Consider the following 16568-nt stretch of genomic DNA (forward strand, 5'->3'; position numbering starts at 1 on the left):
TCCAACGAAAATACTTTGTAACTTTTATCAAAGTAGTCGTTGGACTTTTATCGAAAATTTGAAGATAAGAGATACCTAGTTTTTTTCGTGGTCCATTTATTATTTGTTAAACCACAGTAGCTTTAGGTTTCCTTCCTACGAGTACTTAGGTCTCCCAATTTCTGGAATAGACCAAACTCTACTTGTTCCTCTAGGTCTGGGTCAATACCTGCGAATACATCGCGGAACAAAGTCCGACATCCATGCCAAATATGACCGAAGAAGAAAAGTAGAGCAAAACAAGCGTGGCCATAAGTAAACCAGCCACGAGTGCTAGTCCGGAAAACACCGTCAGACCCCAGAGTTTCTTGATCGAACTCAAAAGGTTCACCTAACTGAGCTTTACGAGCATACTTCTTAACATCTGTGGCTTTAGTAAAGGTTTGACCATTAAGTTCACCACCTAAGAAGCTAACTGTTACGCCCTTCTCCTCAAAACTATATTTTGATTCTGAACGACGGAAAGGAATATCAGCCTTAACGACACCATCACTATTGGTCAAGATAACTGGGAAAGTTTCAAAGAAGTTTGGTAGACGGCGCACAAATAACTCCTCGCCATCTTTATCCTTAAATACGGGATGACCAACCCAACCTTGAGCAAGACCATCACCATTATTCATTGGGCCAACGCGGAATAGACCACCTTTGGCAGGGCTATTACCAACATAGTCGTAGAAAGCTAATTTTTCAGGAATAGTTAACCAAGCTTCTGAAGCAGTTTTACCTGCTGCTATTTCAGATTGAACGCGACGATCTATTTCTTCCTGGAAGTAACCACTGTCCCATTGATAACGAGTAGGGCCAAATAATTCAGTGGGGGTAGCTGCACTGCCGTACCACATTGTACCAGCCACAACAAAGGCTGCAAAGAATACTGCTGCAATACTGCTAGAGAGAACTGTTTCAATATTACCCATCCGCAATGCTCTGTAGAGACGTTCTGGTGGTCTTACGGATAGGTGGAACAAACCAGCAATAATTCCCACAATTCCAGCAGCAATGTGGTGGGCGACAATGCCACCAGCATTGAATGGGTTAAACCCTTCCGGTCCCCAGGCCGGGGCTACTGGTTGAATAGAACCCGTTAATCCATAGGGGTCTGACACCCACATTCCGGGACCAAATACTCCTGTCAAATGGAAGGCCCCAAAGCCAAAACAGAGTAAACCAGATAAGAATAAATGAATACCAAACATTTTTGGTAAGTCTAGAGCAGGTTCTCCGGTACGTTGGTCAAAGAATAGTTCTAAGTCCCAAAAAACCCAGTGCCATACAGCAGCTAGGAACAGCAGACCAGAAAGAACAATATGAGCTGCTGCTACACCTTCAAAAGACCAAAAGCCAGGGTTAGAAGCTACTTCTCCAGTAACACTCCAACCACCCCAAGATTGGGTAACACCTAGACGTGCCATGAATGGCATGACAAACATTCCCTGACGCCACATAGGGTTCAGGACTGGATCGCTAGGATCGAAGATTGCTAGTTCATAAAGGGCCATTGAGCCAGCCCAACCTGCTACTAGAGCAGTGTGCATTAGATGCACGGATATTAGTCGTCCTGGATCGTTCAGAACAACTGTGTGTACTCGATACCAAGGTAGTCCCATTGACTACACTCCTCCTTATTAAGTGATGTCTATTCTGAAAACTTTTTTCTTTTGTTTGCTATGCCCCGATCTAAAAATTGCCCTAATTTTAGTCCAATTGCCAAGATAGTTACGGACAATATGGCCAATTTTATCAGATAGGAGCATAAAAATTAAAACTATTTCAAGAATTGTTTGACACTCTCACCGTTAAACTAAAGATTATAACGGGAGATTCTTGCTTCACAGATTCTTAACTAGATAACAAATCAAATAAACTGAGTTGCACCCCCGTCAGACCATCTCCACAAGCTTTTTATTCAACCGTGTGCCCCACGGCTGTTGATAAGATTATAACGCCAAAAATGCGCGCGCGTATTGCTCAATTATTTTTCTGGTTAATTCATCTCATCATTAAATAAGTGCGATTATAACGGCTCAAACTCTTTGTTTCAACATTTATGATAGAGTTTTTAAGTTAATAGCAAGCAAACATTACAAAAGCGAGAAAGTTGATGATTAATATTTAGTTAGATTGACTTTTGACTTGAGACTCAAGCCTAATGGCTTTAGCCAATTTGACAGATGGCTGAGGTAGTACAAAGATATTCCAAGACTTTTTCAGAATTAATCAAGCGGGTCAACACCACATTGCCAATATTCTGATTAGAGGCAGACTTTTGGGCTTCAGCAGTGGGATAAATCTCTACCATCAATACTGCTTCTTCGACTCGATGCAGCCACATTCTTTCATTTTTGTCCAAAATACAAAGATTCATTTTTTCAATATCTGGCGCTCGTCTCCAAGCTGTTTCACTCCAGAGGCCGCCGACAGTCCAAATTCTACCTACGGCCCACCCCTCTGATAAGAAGAAGTATTTCACAGACTTTATTTAAACTTGACTAATTTATCTGAAAGTTTATCAAACATAAGACCTTCTTTTTGTTTAAAAAAATAATAGGACTGTTCAATCTTGCATCATACACTCAAATGCAATGGCAGTAGCCTGTAGTATTCTAGACTTGATATGATTAGAATTTGCCATTATTCATGTAGCAATCATCGCGATCGCCACAAGGGCAAAACTAATTTCCATCACCAAAAAATAAGGTCTGAAGCCTCCCCTTGGCTGCGCCGCGAGCTACCGCTCTACAAGGGGATGAAAAAAAATCAAGTTCAATATTTCAAGCCTCTGACTTTAACTAGAGGTACTGATAACTGATAACTGATAACTGAAATGACCTGTTTTCCAACTGACAAATACTTCAACGTTACTATCAATCCCAATTTTTTTACCACAGGGAACCTGCTGATATTGTTATATCCTCCATTGTTATGCCCAATGCCTCATCACGACATAGAAAAACAGCGAGTTCGCCAACTTCTTGTGGTTGTATGAGTCTCTTCTGAGGATAGCTTTCCTTAATTTCCTCTAAGTATTCAGCAGCAGTGCGGCCTTCAGTTTCAGCAAGTCGCGTAGCCACCTCTGTAGCCATCTTAGTTTCTACCCAACCAGGACTAATTGAGTTACAGGATACTCCGTGGGGAGCCCCTTCCAAGGCAACACAACGAGTTAATCCCAGAATTGCTGCTTTGGAAGTGCAATAGGCAGCGTGCAGCGGAACACCCACTGAAGCATAAGTGGAGGCAATATTAATAATACGACCCCATTTCCGTTCTATCATTCCAGGTAAACATAGTTTGGTAGTGCGATAGATACCGTTGAGGTTAATATCGATAACTTTATACCAGTCTTCGTCTGGATGATTGCAGATTGTATGCTCACAGGCTATTCCCGCAGCATTGACCAGAATATCAACTTTGCCAAAACTGTCGAGTGTTGCATCATAAAAAGCCTGAACTGAATTAGTTAAGGATACATCCAAATTCATCACTAGAGCTTTGACACCCTGTGACTCAATTTCTGCTTGGCATGAACTTGTGCTAGCAGAACGAGAACCGACTGCAACATTAGCTCCACTTTGAGCTAAAGCAATAGCAATAGCTTTACCTATGCCAGATGTACCGCCAGTTACTATTGCCACACGACTTTCTAAAAATTTTACTTGACTCATCTTTCTTTAGACATCTCCAAAAATCAAAAGTAAAGTCAATTATTGTTCATAAATCATCAATTATTTTTCCTTGTTTCCTGTTCCCTGTTCCCTGTTCCCTCTTTTAGGCAAACAACTCTAGTATTACTACACCTGCTACGATCATAGCAATTGACAGAACTGTTTTCAGACTTACTGATTCCTTAAATTTGATAATTCCTATAATTACAGTAGCCGTCGTTCCTAAACCCGCCCAAGTTGCATAAGCAACGCTAATATCAATTGTTTTCACAGCTAGTCCCAAACAATAGAAACATAAGCCATAAAATAAAAACAACAAAATGGATGGTAACTTTTTGGTAAAGCCCTCTGAAAGCTTTAGACAGGTGCTACCTGCTAACTCAAAACCAATTGATAACATTAAATAAAGCCAACCCCACATTTTTTTCTTTTTGTTTTCCTCTTGTTATGTTGCTACGAACGTTCTTCAGCTACTTTAGTAAAGTTTAATGTAACTAACCCAATCGCTACAAAAGTCAACCCTACTATCTTAGCCCAAGTTAGTTGCTCGTGAAACCATAGTAACCCTATAAATGTTATTCCTACCGTTCCCACTCCTGACCAAACGGCATAAGCGAGGCTCAAGTTTAATTTTTTCAGAGCCGCTGCAAAAAAACTGAAGCAAGTAACATAGAAGACAACAACAAAAATCGAAGGAACGAGATTGCTCAAACCATCTGAAAGCTTGAGACAAGTTGTACCTGCAATTTCCAGAATAATTGCTAAACTCATATAAAGCCAACTAATAATCATTTTCCTTTTGGTTTCAATAGTTCTACTAGGGTAAACTAAATAGGCTAAAATGGTGAATCAAGCCAAAGGCTGCCCTCAAAATGTTGGTAAAAACAACTCTTTTATCTATAGAACCCCTAAGCGCATCTCCAAAAATTTAGGCGTATGCTCCTATTACTTAACTTAAGCATATATCTTTTCTTCAAAAGACATTTCCAATCATCAAAAATCAAATCAATTATTGTAGATAAATCATCAATTCTTTCCCCCCTACTCCCTACTCCCTACTCCCTACTCCCTTTTTTCTGGAAAGAGCTAAAAGATACCAAATGGGTTCTATATTAACTCTAGTAATTTTATTCAATCCGCAGTCGATGTTCGTAAAGTTTTTGGTAATAAGGCAAGCAATACTCGTAGGCTTGTTTTAAGCGATCGTTATCTTCAATGCTCACATAATTTTTTTTGTTGTTTTCTTGAAATCCTTGAGCTGATAGTAAATAAGTATGCCAGTTCCTAACCCATTTAGGAATTTCGGGAGCCTTAGAACCCCATTCTAAGGCGTTGGGAATAAATGGAATTCCCACAGCATTACAGTAAGCTTTAATTGTGGCTTCTGGTTTCTGTACTAAATCATCTGAGTCGATTGTGGGAGGAATTTTTCCTAGAAACGCAGTGGTTAATTCAAACAATCGATATAGTTCTGCATATCCTGCTTCATTTAAGCTGAAATCAGGCCAAATGGCAAATAGAGAAGGAAGAGATTTGGCAGGATCGCGAATAATAAAAGTGTGTTCAAAGTGAGATAAAAATGTGGGGTTTGCTCGACCGCAAATATAATAAGCCATATCTTTAATAAAAACTGGTCGGCTTTGAGCTTTATCAATTAATTCCTGGAATAGAGATTCAAAATTATAGGCGGGATTAACCTCAATTTGTGCATAGCGATCGGATTTTCTTTCCTCACTACGGTAAAAGTAAAAACTAAAAGGTTCATGAAGAACTAGAAAATCTCCTCTCTGTCGCATCATCGTTTCAAAAACCGTGGATGTCGATCTCAAAGTTGCCCATAATATTAGAATTTTTTTCATTTTTGCTGAAGTTCTTTGATAGCAAACTAATTACTGATATAGAATCCGGTTGAATAGTTATCGTATAGTTGGGAGTAGGGGAGTAGGGGAGTGGGGGAGTGGGGGAGTGGGGGAGTAGGGGAGTGGGGGAGATTAAAGGCTTGAAGTAATTATAAAATTATCAACATATACTATATAACCGGATTCTATATGAAGAGCCAAGATTGTTAACAATTCGAGATCAAGTAGGGAGGATCGCATTTAGGCATAGATTTTCCCGTATAGCCATCCCCAAATCTTTAATTTTTGCAGAAAGTATAGTAACTCACCAGCTTCTATTCATAAACAGCGATCGCTTCACCCAAAACATCCATTATTGGCTCTACACGCAACCCCGGTTCCTCTAGCACATAAGTTTTCCCGCCCTGGTTCCGAGGCAAATGGCCGTTCGCCTCCTACTAGATATAGTGGTTCTGCGTAAGTACTGATTGCTATATTTTATTGATATACAGCGATAGCTTCACCCAAAACATCCATTATTGGCTCTACACCCAACCCTGGAACTTCTGGTGCAAAAGTCTTACCCCCTTTATTCCGCGCACCACCTGTAGCTGTATCCACAGTCAACATTTCATGGCATAACCAAGTTGCCCGCAAGTGAGTTAGTGGGGTACTCTGAGCAAGATGGACTGCTCCTGAGTCTCCAATCACACTTCCTCCAGTGACTTCAATATTCATCCGAATTCCTGTTTCCATACAAAAATCTCGGATACGCCTGGCCTTGGTTAATCCTCCTACTCGACCAATTTTCAATCCAATAGCCTCACAAGCACTGTCAGCTTGAGCGCGAACAACATGACCATAAGCTTGAATACATTCATCTAAGATAATGGGATGGGAGGTCAGTTTGCGTAGTTGCAAACACTCTTCATAAGTTTCACAAGGCTGTTCAAAATACAAAATCGGTTCTTTTACAGAATTCATTACCCTCACACCATCATCTACTAACCAAGCTCTATTCACATCAAAAGTTGCAGTTTCATTAGCAGGTAAATAAGCACCGATCGCTTGAATTCTTTCAATATCTAAAGCTACATCCGCTCCAATTTTACAGGTATGAATAGTCTCTCCTTTTTCTTGACCCCGCTTAATGGATTCAATCATTTCTTCTGGGGTACCTGTGGGAACAGAATTTTGAATGGTTATTTCTTGGTCGAGACGACCGCCAAATAGTTCGCAAAGTGGTAGACTTGTTGATTTACCCAGAATATCCCAACAAGCCATATCCAGAGCTGATTTAATGTAGGGATGACCCGGTAGAGCAGTATCCATAGTCCGATAGATAAAATCGATGCGTCTAGGATCGAGTCCAAGCAATTGAGGAGCTAACTCTTCAATCCCTGCTCTGATACCCCGTGGAAAAGCGGGTAAATAAGTAGAACCCCAAGGACATCCTTCTCCCCAACCCCGAATTCCTTCATCTGTATCCATAGCAATGATAGTAGAATCCAGTTTGTCAAAATACAACCTACCACCTGATAGTCGGTAAGGATGTTCTAGGGGTAAAGTCACCTGATAGACTGAAATTTTAGATATTTTCATAATTCTGTGCAAGATTTAGACTCTTAAAAAAGAATACAGCACAAGTAAAACAGCTATTTACTCAGATATAAATCTTTATATTGCTCAAAATTATCTCTTCCTGTGATATGATCCCAAGCTAATATCATGTCCGGTTGAATACTTACACTTTGGAGTCAGGAAGGCAGAAGGCAGAAGGCAGAAGGCAGAAGGAAAAGAAAGATTTAAAGGGAGAAGGTTTTTCATCACTAATTATCCGGACATGATATAATTATCCTACTCTCAAAAGTCGGCTTCCCGAACTGAGGTCGAAAGACTTTCTGCCACGAATAATCCAATTATTATTCATCAGCAGGCACTCTCCCTTCTCCATAGAAAAGATTCAATAGTAAGTCAAGAGCTAGCTTATCATTAGACAACTATTCATAAACAGCGATCGCCTCTCCCAAAACATCCATTTTTGGTTCTACTCCTAACCCTGGAGTTTCTGGTGCAAAGGTTTTACCGCCTTGATTGCGAGAGCCACCAGTAGCCGCATCAATAGTTAGTATATCGTTGCACAACCAAGTAGCCCGTAAAAATTCTCGTGGAGTAGATTGAGCCAGATGTACTGCTGCTGTATCAGCGATGATACTACTTCCTGCATCTTCAATATTCATCCTAATTCCCGATTCTACACAGAAATCCCGGATGCGCTTTGCTTTAGTTAAACCGCCAACCCTACCAATTTTCAGCACTAGGACTTCACAAGCATTGTCAGCTTGAGCCCGAACAATATCACCATAACGCTGAATACATTCATCTAGTATCATGGAATGAGAAGTAAGTTGGCGGACTTGGAGACACTCCTGATATGTTTCGCAAGGCTGTTCAAAATAACATACCTTGTCGGTGACACTGTTCATCACCCTAACAGCTTCATCCATTAGCCAAGAGCGATTAGCATCAAAAGTTGCACTTTGATTTCCAGTGACAAAAGAACTCACTGCTTCGATTCTCTCAATATCTTTAGCCACATCGGCCCCAATCTTACAAGTATGGACTGTGTAGCCTTTTTTTTGACCATCCTTAATGGATTCAATCATTTCTTCTGGGGTACCAGTAAAAACAGAATTTTGGATAATAACTGGTTCGTCTATGCGACCGCCCAACAGTTCGCACAGAGGTAATCCTGTTGCTTTGCCTAGAATATCCCAACAAGCCATATCCAGAACTGATTTAATGTAGGGATGACCAGGTAGAGCAGTATCCATCGTCCGATAGATAAAATCAATACGTCTGGGATCGAGTCCAATTAGTTGGGGAGCTAACTCTTCAATACCAGCTCTGATACCCCGTCCAAAAGCTGGTAAGTAAGTGGAACCCCAAGGACATCCTTCTCCCCAACCTCGGATTCCTTCATCTGTATCTATAGCAACGATGGTGGAATCCAGTTTGTCAACAGATAACCTACCCCCTGATAGTGAGTAATATCATGTCCGGTTGAATAGTTATAATTAAAGCTTGTAGTAGGGCTTCAGCCCGAACTGTAGATAGATAGGGCTAAAGCCCTACTAACAACAAAAACTTTTTTATCACTGATTATCCGGACATGATATAAGTATGCTCTAAAGGCAAGGTTACTTGATAGACAGAAATTCGAGATATTTTCATAATCTGAGGTTGGTAAATTAGTGTATGGTATTAATCTTACAGCGGTTTTCATATCAGTAGACCACAGTAGGGACGTTGCATGCAACGTCCCTACTTGGTTTTGGTTATGACGATGTGGTTCATCAATTTGAAAAGCGCTGTAATTCTTTAGGAGTCAGGAGTCAGGAGTCAGGAAGGAAGAAAGAAGAAGAAACCCCTAGTAGAAGGAGAAAATTTTTTGGTCGCGTAAAGGTTACGGAGTTCTATCGCGCTCTGATCAGGACATGATATCATACCTCTTTTCACCAACGCCCATAATCTTTTTATATAGAATCCGGTTATATAGTATATGTATATGACTAGGAATGAGATGGAATCCGGATAAGTAGTTGATGAAAAACTTGATCCCTTTTAACCTTTTCTTCCCTCTCTTGGTGCGCATTCCCTTGCGTCTGACGCCGACGCGGGGTCGCACCGCTTCTGCCTTCTGCCTTCTGCCTTCCTTCTGTAGATACGATAAGTATTTAACCGAATTCTATATTAGAGCTTTTTGAAATTGGCGAGGTTGTCAGAAATAATGTCACCATCTTGGAGAAATTTACCTAGTTGATAGCCAATATCACTGTCAAGATCCTTGGTACTAGAGTTTAAGAGTGAGTAGGTTCCCTCAATCGAAACTTTTGAATAGCGAGCTTGGCAATCTACAAAACGCATTACATAAGCTTTTCTTGATGGTAATTCTCCCTCTTTTAAACTACAACTTTTGTGCCAAACAAATTTGCCTAATAAAAGAGCATCACCTACTTCAAAGTCATCTTCTACTTTATTGTTATCCAGAACAAAAGTTTCAACCGGAGAAGCATACTGAAAATCCCAATTCTTAAATTCTTCAGTCTTAGAAAACTCAGAAATATTCTCTTGTTGCACTAATTGGTAAACTATATCGAAATAATGGCGAGCAGAACAAACTTTGTGAGAAACATAGGACAATCCTCCATGTTGCTCTTTTATATTAATTGGATCGAGTGGTATCCAGAGAGTATATGCTAAGTCTTCAGGCATAACGCAACAAAAGGAAAGGATATCGTGATGCCAATGGAATCCTTTCTGATTGGCATCAAGTTCAAATCCGATTCCTTGGATAAAAGCTGCTCCCCGATTATTTGTTAATTGGTTCAAAACATTTTTAAAATTCGCCGAAGAATAGATATCTCTTGTAATCGCTTCTTCAATGTCATAACCCATTTTTGATATTTCTCCAGAGTAAAACTCGGGAGGAGCTTTCATTGCATTAGAGTTAGAGATTAACTTTCGCAATCCATCGACAGCTTCTGTTGTTAACAGTTTTTTCAGTTTAATAAATCCATGATCTGAAAAAAACTGTTTCTCTTCTTGGGATAGAGTAATTTGATTGGTTAATGAGTTCATGTTTATTAATACTCCTTTTGCGATTTACTTAGGGCTTGCTGATTAAATCTAAAACCATTGACATATAAAGATTATAGCCAACAGTTACTAGCCCTCATACCATCATCTACTAACCAAGAATAGAACACAAATGCAACACCTATTTACTCAGATACAAATCTTTATATTGCTGAAAATTTTCTCTTCCTGTGATATGATCCCAAATTACATATCCTACTCTCAAAAGTCGGCTTCCCGAACTGAGGTCAAAAGACTTTCTACCATGAAGAATCCGATTATTATTCATTAGCAAACAGTCTCCCTTCTCCATACGGAAACAGTATTGGTAATCTGGATTTTTGAGATAGTTAAAGAAGGTTGCATAAGCTTGATAAAACTCCTCCATCTGCTCGAAAGGAAGATTCCAATTACTAACGTGGAAGTGAGCAAAAGTAATCGCAACTAAATCTCCAGAATCATGCAACTTAAAAATAGACCTACTTCTAGTATAAAAATACTGCCAATCTTGATATAATTGACGGAACTGGATGGGAGTTTGAGCTAATAATCGAAAGTAATGGGGATATTTTTCACCAAAGTCTTTAGCAACACGAAAACCATCTACTAAAATCGATTCTCCTCCTATCGATTCATTTTCAACCATGTAAAAGCAAGTTAGCAAGTGAGGAAAATCTCTGTTTGTGTAATCAGTGTGAGGGTTGAGATGATGGCAAGTATCTGCTAAGTCGTTCGCTCCAGGCTTGTACTCGATGTCATAGAAAGCTCCTGCTTCAGTATGGAGCATTGGTCCAATAGAAGCTAGAAAATCCTGATGTTTTTGTGGAGTTAAGTCATGGATTAAACTAAAACCATATCTAAAAAGCCGATCTTTCCATCCTTGAGAAACCCCGAAACTAGAATTTTCCCACTCAGATAGATAGTTCTCCAGCAAAGCTTTATTCCACAAAAATTCTTCAGGATAGCGACTTTGTGATTCTTTATGTTTGTCCTTGTGGTCATCTTGGTTGCGATCGTAAGCATAAGTCATCAACCATTCAATAGGAAAGATGCTGCGATGTGGAGGATCTTCGTCCCAGTCAATTATCAATTCTTCATCTGTTAACTTCACGGAATTTGGCTTTGGGATTTCTTTTTCTTTGCTGAAGTCATAGAGTTTCGTGAAAGAGCTAGGATGGCGACTTGTCTCAGAAAGACAATTATCGCGTAACCAAATGTAGTGAAAGCGTTTGTTGTTAACTGTTACAAAAGATTTATTTTCCTTCATCGGTAGTGAAAGTAGTATATTTACAACTTTTTTCATATACTTAGAGTTTTATACACAAAAAAGTTACAAATCCAAGTCTGGCATTTATTATTTCTATTTGAGAAAAACCCGTTTGAGTTAATAATTCTATATTTTGTCTTACAGACAGAGGAACTAAGACACCTTCTAAATTGTTGTTTCTTGCGTTCAATTTCTTCATTATCAAATCATACCCAGAATCAGCAACGCCAAAAATTATTCAAACTCGCTTTAAAATAGAGTTCCAGTTTTTAGAGTTATTGTAACCAAATAAATCTTGATAGTGAGTATCAACTAAGTATTCATCTTCATGGGAATGCAACCATTTTTTCATATTGTGTAGTTTCTCCAATGCTTCCTTAATTTCTTGTTTTTCTTCCCAACCCTGATCGTCCCAAAAATTCCAGATTGAGGCATTAGTGTCCTCTAGAATAAAGTAGTCCCCTGGTTGCAACCCATTTTGATGAAAGTAGTCACAAATTCCTACGGTATTGATATGGACATCATCAATCAACAGCCAAGGATGGGGTAAATTGGCTAGAAGAGTAGGGGGGAACGCTGATTCTATCTGGTTACAATCCCCTTGGATAAAGTGAATATTTGGCTTCGATTTAGCTTTTTTATCCAACAAACCGAGGTCAATATCCACAGAATAGATTTCTGCTTGAATGCCAAAAATTTCCAAGTTATCTGCTAGCCAAAGGGCGCTTCCTCCATTCAATGCCCCCAGTTCAATAATGGTTTTAGGTTGCAACTCATACAGAAGAATAGGATAGCTGGCAATCTCAGTACATCCTTTATTCAAAATAATCCCTTTCCAGGTTTGCAAATAAGTATTCTTCAGCAAAGTCTGCCATACAGAACTAGGAAGATCACTTCGTTCCTCTCGCTGTGATATTTTGACAAAGCGATCGCTCCTAGACAACACGGTTTCATGTTTTGCCTCTTTGATAACATCAGTATATTTCATATTATTTTCGGATAATGTTGTCTGCTTAGGGTTTTATGCACAAAAAAGTTACAAATCCAAGTCTAGCATTTATTATGTCTGTTTGATAAAAACCAGTTTTATTTAATAATTCTATATTTTGTCTTACAGATAAGGGATTTAATACACCTTCTAATTGTTGTTTCTTGCGTTCAATTTCTTCATTACTTAATCTTTTGTTTTGTTTGAAAAGTATATATTGATTTTCTGTTATTTGACTTTGAAGTGTTTTTTCTGTCAGGATAAATAATCCTTTACTAATTAGGGAATCAAAAATAGCTTTTAAGTACTCTTGTCTTTCTTGAATGAAATGAAGAGTCCAGTTACAAATAATAGCATCAAAAGTCATATTTTGAACGAATGTTTTCGATCGAAATAGTCTTGAGGGGAAATCTTTGTCAACTTTACTCAGATTTTTGCCAGCTACTTTTAACATTTCTTGAGAATCATCTATCCCAAACAATTTGTTGAAACCTTGTTTATATAAATACAACAATGTATTACCACTAGCACATCCTACATCAATGATATACCCATCTTTAGGCACATTATCTTTAAGTATATTAATTGTTAGCTCTATTACTTTCCAGTAGTCAGGTATATGTTTTTCTGCTTCATCAGTAAACCTATTAGCTATTTCAGCATCAAAAACCCACTTTCCTGTACTATTAATATTGTTTTCTGAAGATTCTACTTTGTTGTCATACATATAAAAATATTAAGGCTATAAATTTTCAATTGTCATATCAAATCCGGTTAAACAGCCATAGAATGGTTAAGTCTTTAGAATTCAGAATTCAGCAATTCTGCAATTCAGAATTCAGGAGAAGAAAGATAAGACAAGATGAGCGTAGTTATGACAATTGGATAATTTTTTTATGTCCAATTAAGCGGATTTGATATCATAAGCAATAAGGAAGGCAGAAGGCAGAAGGCAGGAGGGAAGAAAAGGTTAAAAGGGATCAAGTTTTTTGATCGCTGATTATCCGAATATGATATTACTCCTCTACTTAACAAGGTGTAGAAAAATTTTTGAGAAATGGTATCACTCCTACCCCGTCTAAATTCCCATTTCTTCTGTCTTCCCCTCCTGGGAGGCAGGGCTGTTTCAAAGTATCGCAAGTTAACGATTTATGGAGAATGGAAGATTAGGGGACAGGAGAATAGGGAAATTTACCAAAATTTGCCGATTTTTCAGCCAATAAGCGTTTTTAAGCTCTGACTAAAATGGTGAAAAGTCAACTTTTAATCACAAATTAAAAGCCTCCATCCCCGTGTCTCCGTGTCTCCGCGTCCCCGTGTCTATTGAAAATGAAACAGCCCTGCTCCTGGGAGGGGGAGGGGCTAGGGGTGGGTTGTCTCCTGTTTCCTACCCCTACTAAAAGACTTTTGAGCGCAAACCCTAATTAGACTACTTTTTTCAAAATAGAATTCCAATGTTTGGTAACGTTGTAACCAAACAAGTCAAGATAATGGGTATCAACCAAATATTCTTGAGGACGAGACTTTAGCCAATTTCTCAAATCCGCTAATTTATTGTTTCCTCTTTCTACTTCATCAGGACTGAACCATTCTGCTTTTGACTCTCTCTGCTCTTCTTCTGTCCAAGGACTCCAAACAAAAGGATTGGTATCTTCCATAATTAAATAGTCACCGCTCTGTAACCCATTGTTATGAAAATATTCACATATTCCGGCAGTGTCTGCATGGGTATCGTCAATTACCAACCAGGGATGGGGTAAGCTTTCTAAAAGCTTGGGAGATAACACCTTCTCTATTTGGGTACAATCACCTTCTATAAAATGAATCCTTTGATCCGATTTAGCTCTTTCATCAATCAGAGATAAATCGATATCTACTGAATAAATTTCAGTCTTAACTCCAAAAACTGATAAAATATCGGCGAACCAAACAACAGTACCTCCGTTTAAGGCACCCAGTTCAATAATAGTTCCAGGTTGTAATTCGTGCAATAACATTTCATACATGGTTCTTTCTGCAATCCCTTGATTAGAAAGAATCCCTTTCCAAGTTGTTATATAACTGTTGCTACCGTATAAAACAGCCCATCCAGCTTCGTCGATATCGCTTCTGTCTTCTCTTTGAGAAATTTCAACAAAGCGATCTGGTCTGGATAAAATAGTTTCGTGTTTTTTTGCCTTAATTATCTCTTTGTAACTCATTGTCAATATTCCTAGCTAACTGCTCTATAAAACAGATCGATGATTCAAGGTCTTATGGTTGCTCATTTTTAAATTACTTGATGAGCAAACCATAATATCAAAGTGTTGAAAAACTTATTTTAACGACTCAGATGTGCCAAAAATTTTGTTAATACTGGAAGTTTCACTTTGCTGCCAAAATCAAAGGATTTTATCTTCTCTACAATCTCTGGGTTTGGTTGATAAGTATCAAGATTATCAGATACCCAACAGGTTCCAACACTCCAACGAATCACATCCACTAATAATTCATCGGTTAAACCCATACCTTTCCCTAGATCGTTAGCTTCCCCTAAGATTAAGTAATTGATATATGCCGTAAAATCTGTGAGAGATTTAGCAATATCCATCAATTTCTCATCTTGCAAAGGTTCTGGGGTAGCATACTCGAGTTGATAAGGAAGAGGTTTAATGCGACCAAAACTATCAGTTACTCTTTCTTCAGAATGAATGTAACTCCGGTCTAAACCATAAGGGGATGGCGCTGTAAAATCAGGCAACCGCAAATCTAAATTGTTGTCTTCTTCAATTAATTTAGTGACTTTCACATGATTATCATGGGCATCATATTTCTGTCCAGCTTCTCGATATCTTTCTTCAACAATACGCCCTAACGGTAACGGAACATTTAATTCATCAGCTAATTTGACTGTTAAATCAGTATCTTTCACCGTAATTTCCAAAGAGCAGGAATAATCATAACTGCCATCAAAAATAAAGGGACTTACTTGCTCTGTCACTACACTATTTCCTTGGGAAGCTCGAATATAATCCCACATCCATAACAAGGGAATGCCATATATTTTGCAAATCATATAAACTTCCCCTAATGTCACCATTTGTGCATAAAATAAAATGTTGGTTAGGAGTTTTACTGTTTGGGCTTCACCTATAGTGTTACTCACAAAGAAGGAAATTTTGCCGATCGCATCGAGGGTTTCTTTGCTCAGATCGTAGCCTTTTCGGTCTCCACTAACATAGTAACTAACATTACAAAAATCTACACCCATGTGAGATAGGTTGCTCACAGGAGATTCTAAACTGAATATTCCTTTTTTGGCAGCTTCTCCTGCTATATGTTGGGTATTATGGTAGTCAGTTGTAGAAAAATCCATCCAAGTTGCACCCGGTCTCATTCCTTCTGCTGCTCCAGTTTCTCCCAACATATTTTCTAGTACATGATGGGGCAAGGGTAAATTAGTAATTACCAAATCCATCCCTTGAGCAGCTTCCTTGGGACTATCTTTCCAAATAGCCCCTTTTTCAATAACTGGTTTTGCTGCTTCTGGATACTTATCATAAACTTGGACTTCATACCCATCCTTAAGCAGTTTATAGATGTTTTGTTTGCCCATCGCACCAGTGCCGATGTAACCAACTTTTTGTTTTGTCATAATTTTCTCCTGAAATTTTAATCTATTACAATTAGTATAGTTGTTTGACGATCAGTTTAATTGTGCAATACTCATAATTCTATGAAAATATTTTCACCGTCAGAACTAGAATTATTATTGAGAACAGTTCCTTAGAACTGGACTAATTTTTTCCCACAACCATTCTGGTATAGTATGATGATTTTCATACACTTGACCAAATTTATTCTGAATTTGCTGAAAATAATTTTCTACAGACTTACCACTATTTTGTAACGGTGTCAAAATTTCCTTTTCAAACAGAGCGATACAGCTGACGCCACGCTCCGCGATCGCCTGATTTCTTACACCTTGTTGATAAACCTTGTAAAAATAAAGTTGAGTTTCCTCAGGCATTCCTACACATTCCCAAGGAATATAACCTTTTAATCCCAATAATTCTGACCAAATATATAAATTTTCTTCCATGGCAAAGAGGTCTTTACCAAAAGCTTTAATTACCTTTTCTCTATCTCCATAA

General features: G+C 38.5%; 16 protein-coding genes. 1 reads left to right on the forward strand and 15 read right to left on the reverse strand.

The genetic code is table 11. The features are described from left to right. Positions 1 to 122: 122 nt before the first annotated feature. The 8 genes from psbB to F6K54_RS08555 all read right to left on the reverse strand — a co-directional run bounded on the left by psbB (position 123) and on the right by F6K54_RS08555 (position 8556). Entirely contained in the window at positions 123 to 1649 is a 1527-nt protein-coding gene (gene psbB, locus F6K54_RS08520; RefSeq protein ID WP_293076472.1) for a photosystem II chlorophyll-binding protein CP47, read from the reverse strand. 548 nt (positions 1650 to 2197) lie between these two features. Further along, positions 2198 to 2512 carry a hypothetical protein gene (locus F6K54_RS08525; RefSeq protein ID WP_293076474.1) on the reverse strand — a complete coding sequence of 105 codons (315 nt, stop codon included), beginning with the start codon at positions 2510 to 2512 and terminating at the stop codon, positions 2198 to 2200. A gap of 409 nt (positions 2513 to 2921) precedes the next feature. Next, positions 2922 to 3704 carry an SDR family NAD(P)-dependent oxidoreductase gene (locus F6K54_RS08530; RefSeq protein WP_293076476.1) on the reverse strand — a complete coding sequence of 261 codons (783 nt, stop codon included), beginning with the start codon at positions 3702 to 3704 and terminating at the stop codon, positions 2922 to 2924. 103 nt (positions 3705 to 3807) lie between these two features. After that, a complete protein-coding gene (locus tag F6K54_RS08535) occupies positions 3808 to 4125 on the reverse strand; it encodes a multidrug efflux SMR transporter (protein WP_293076478.1) in 318 nt (105 codons plus the stop codon). A 32-nt stretch (positions 4126 to 4157) separates the two neighbouring features. Continuing rightward, on the reverse strand, positions 4158 to 4496 hold the full coding sequence (locus F6K54_RS08540) for a multidrug efflux SMR transporter (protein ID WP_293076480.1): 339 nt from the start codon (positions 4494 to 4496) through the stop codon (positions 4158 to 4160). A gap of 335 nt (positions 4497 to 4831) precedes the next feature. Next, positions 4832 to 5563 (reverse strand): sulfotransferase family protein, encoded by a 732-nt coding sequence (locus F6K54_RS08545; RefSeq protein ID WP_293076481.1) that lies wholly within the window; start codon positions 5561 to 5563, stop codon positions 4832 to 4834. Between the two features lie 477 nt (positions 5564 to 6040). Next, positions 6041 to 7144, reverse strand: a complete 1104-nt coding sequence (locus F6K54_RS08550; RefSeq protein ID WP_293076483.1) for a mandelate racemase/muconate lactonizing enzyme family protein — start codon at positions 7142 to 7144, stop codon at positions 6041 to 6043. 398 nt (positions 7145 to 7542) lie between these two features. Next, positions 7543 to 8556, reverse strand: a complete 1014-nt coding sequence (locus F6K54_RS08555; RefSeq protein WP_293076501.1) for a mandelate racemase/muconate lactonizing enzyme family protein — start codon at positions 8554 to 8556, stop codon at positions 7543 to 7545. Positions 8557 to 8851: 295 nt separating this feature from the next. Between F6K54_RS08555 and F6K54_RS08560 the strand changes: the two genes are divergently transcribed. Then, entirely contained in the window at positions 8852 to 9043 is a 192-nt protein-coding gene (locus F6K54_RS08560; protein ID WP_293076485.1) for a hypothetical protein, read from the forward strand. A gap of 252 nt (positions 9044 to 9295) precedes the next feature. On the opposite strand, the gene F6K54_RS08565 is transcribed toward F6K54_RS08560, so the two are convergent. From F6K54_RS08565 to F6K54_RS08595, 7 genes are all read right to left on the reverse strand, one after another. Further along, positions 9296 to 10183: a hypothetical protein gene (locus F6K54_RS08565; RefSeq protein WP_293076487.1), complete on the reverse strand. Its 888-nt coding sequence runs from the start codon at positions 10181 to 10183 to the stop codon at positions 9296 to 9298. Between the two features lie 139 nt (positions 10184 to 10322). After that, entirely contained in the window at positions 10323 to 11483 is a 1161-nt protein-coding gene (locus F6K54_RS08570) for a TauD/TfdA family dioxygenase (protein WP_293076489.1), read from the reverse strand. Positions 11484 to 11685: 202 nt separating this feature from the next. Beyond that, on the reverse strand, positions 11686 to 12435 hold the full coding sequence (locus F6K54_RS08575; protein WP_293076491.1) for a CmcI family methyltransferase: 750 nt from the start codon (positions 12433 to 12435) through the stop codon (positions 11686 to 11688). A 25-nt stretch (positions 12436 to 12460) separates the two neighbouring features. Further along, the gene (locus tag F6K54_RS08580) at positions 12461 to 13162 is read right to left on the reverse strand and encodes a bifunctional 2-polyprenyl-6-hydroxyphenol methylase/3-demethylubiquinol 3-O-methyltransferase UbiG (protein ID WP_293076493.1); all 702 of its coding nucleotides are present in this window, start codon (positions 13160 to 13162) and stop codon (positions 12461 to 12463) included. Between the two features lie 697 nt (positions 13163 to 13859). Then, positions 13860 to 14636, reverse strand: coding sequence for a CmcI family methyltransferase (locus F6K54_RS08585; protein ID WP_293076495.1), 777 nt, complete (start codon positions 14634 to 14636; stop codon positions 13860 to 13862). 119 nt (positions 14637 to 14755) lie between these two features. After that, the gene (locus F6K54_RS08590; protein ID WP_293076497.1) at positions 14756 to 16069 is read right to left on the reverse strand and encodes an NAD(P)-dependent oxidoreductase; all 1314 of its coding nucleotides are present in this window, start codon (positions 16067 to 16069) and stop codon (positions 14756 to 14758) included. A 114-nt stretch (positions 16070 to 16183) separates the two neighbouring features. Then, on the reverse strand, positions 16184 to 16568 hold a 385-nt coding region (locus F6K54_RS08595; RefSeq protein WP_293076499.1), incomplete at its 5' end, for a hypothetical protein.

This window comes from Okeania sp. SIO3B5, assembly GCF_010692555.1.
GTDB lineage: Bacteria > Cyanobacteriota > Cyanobacteriia > Cyanobacteriales > Microcoleaceae > Okeania.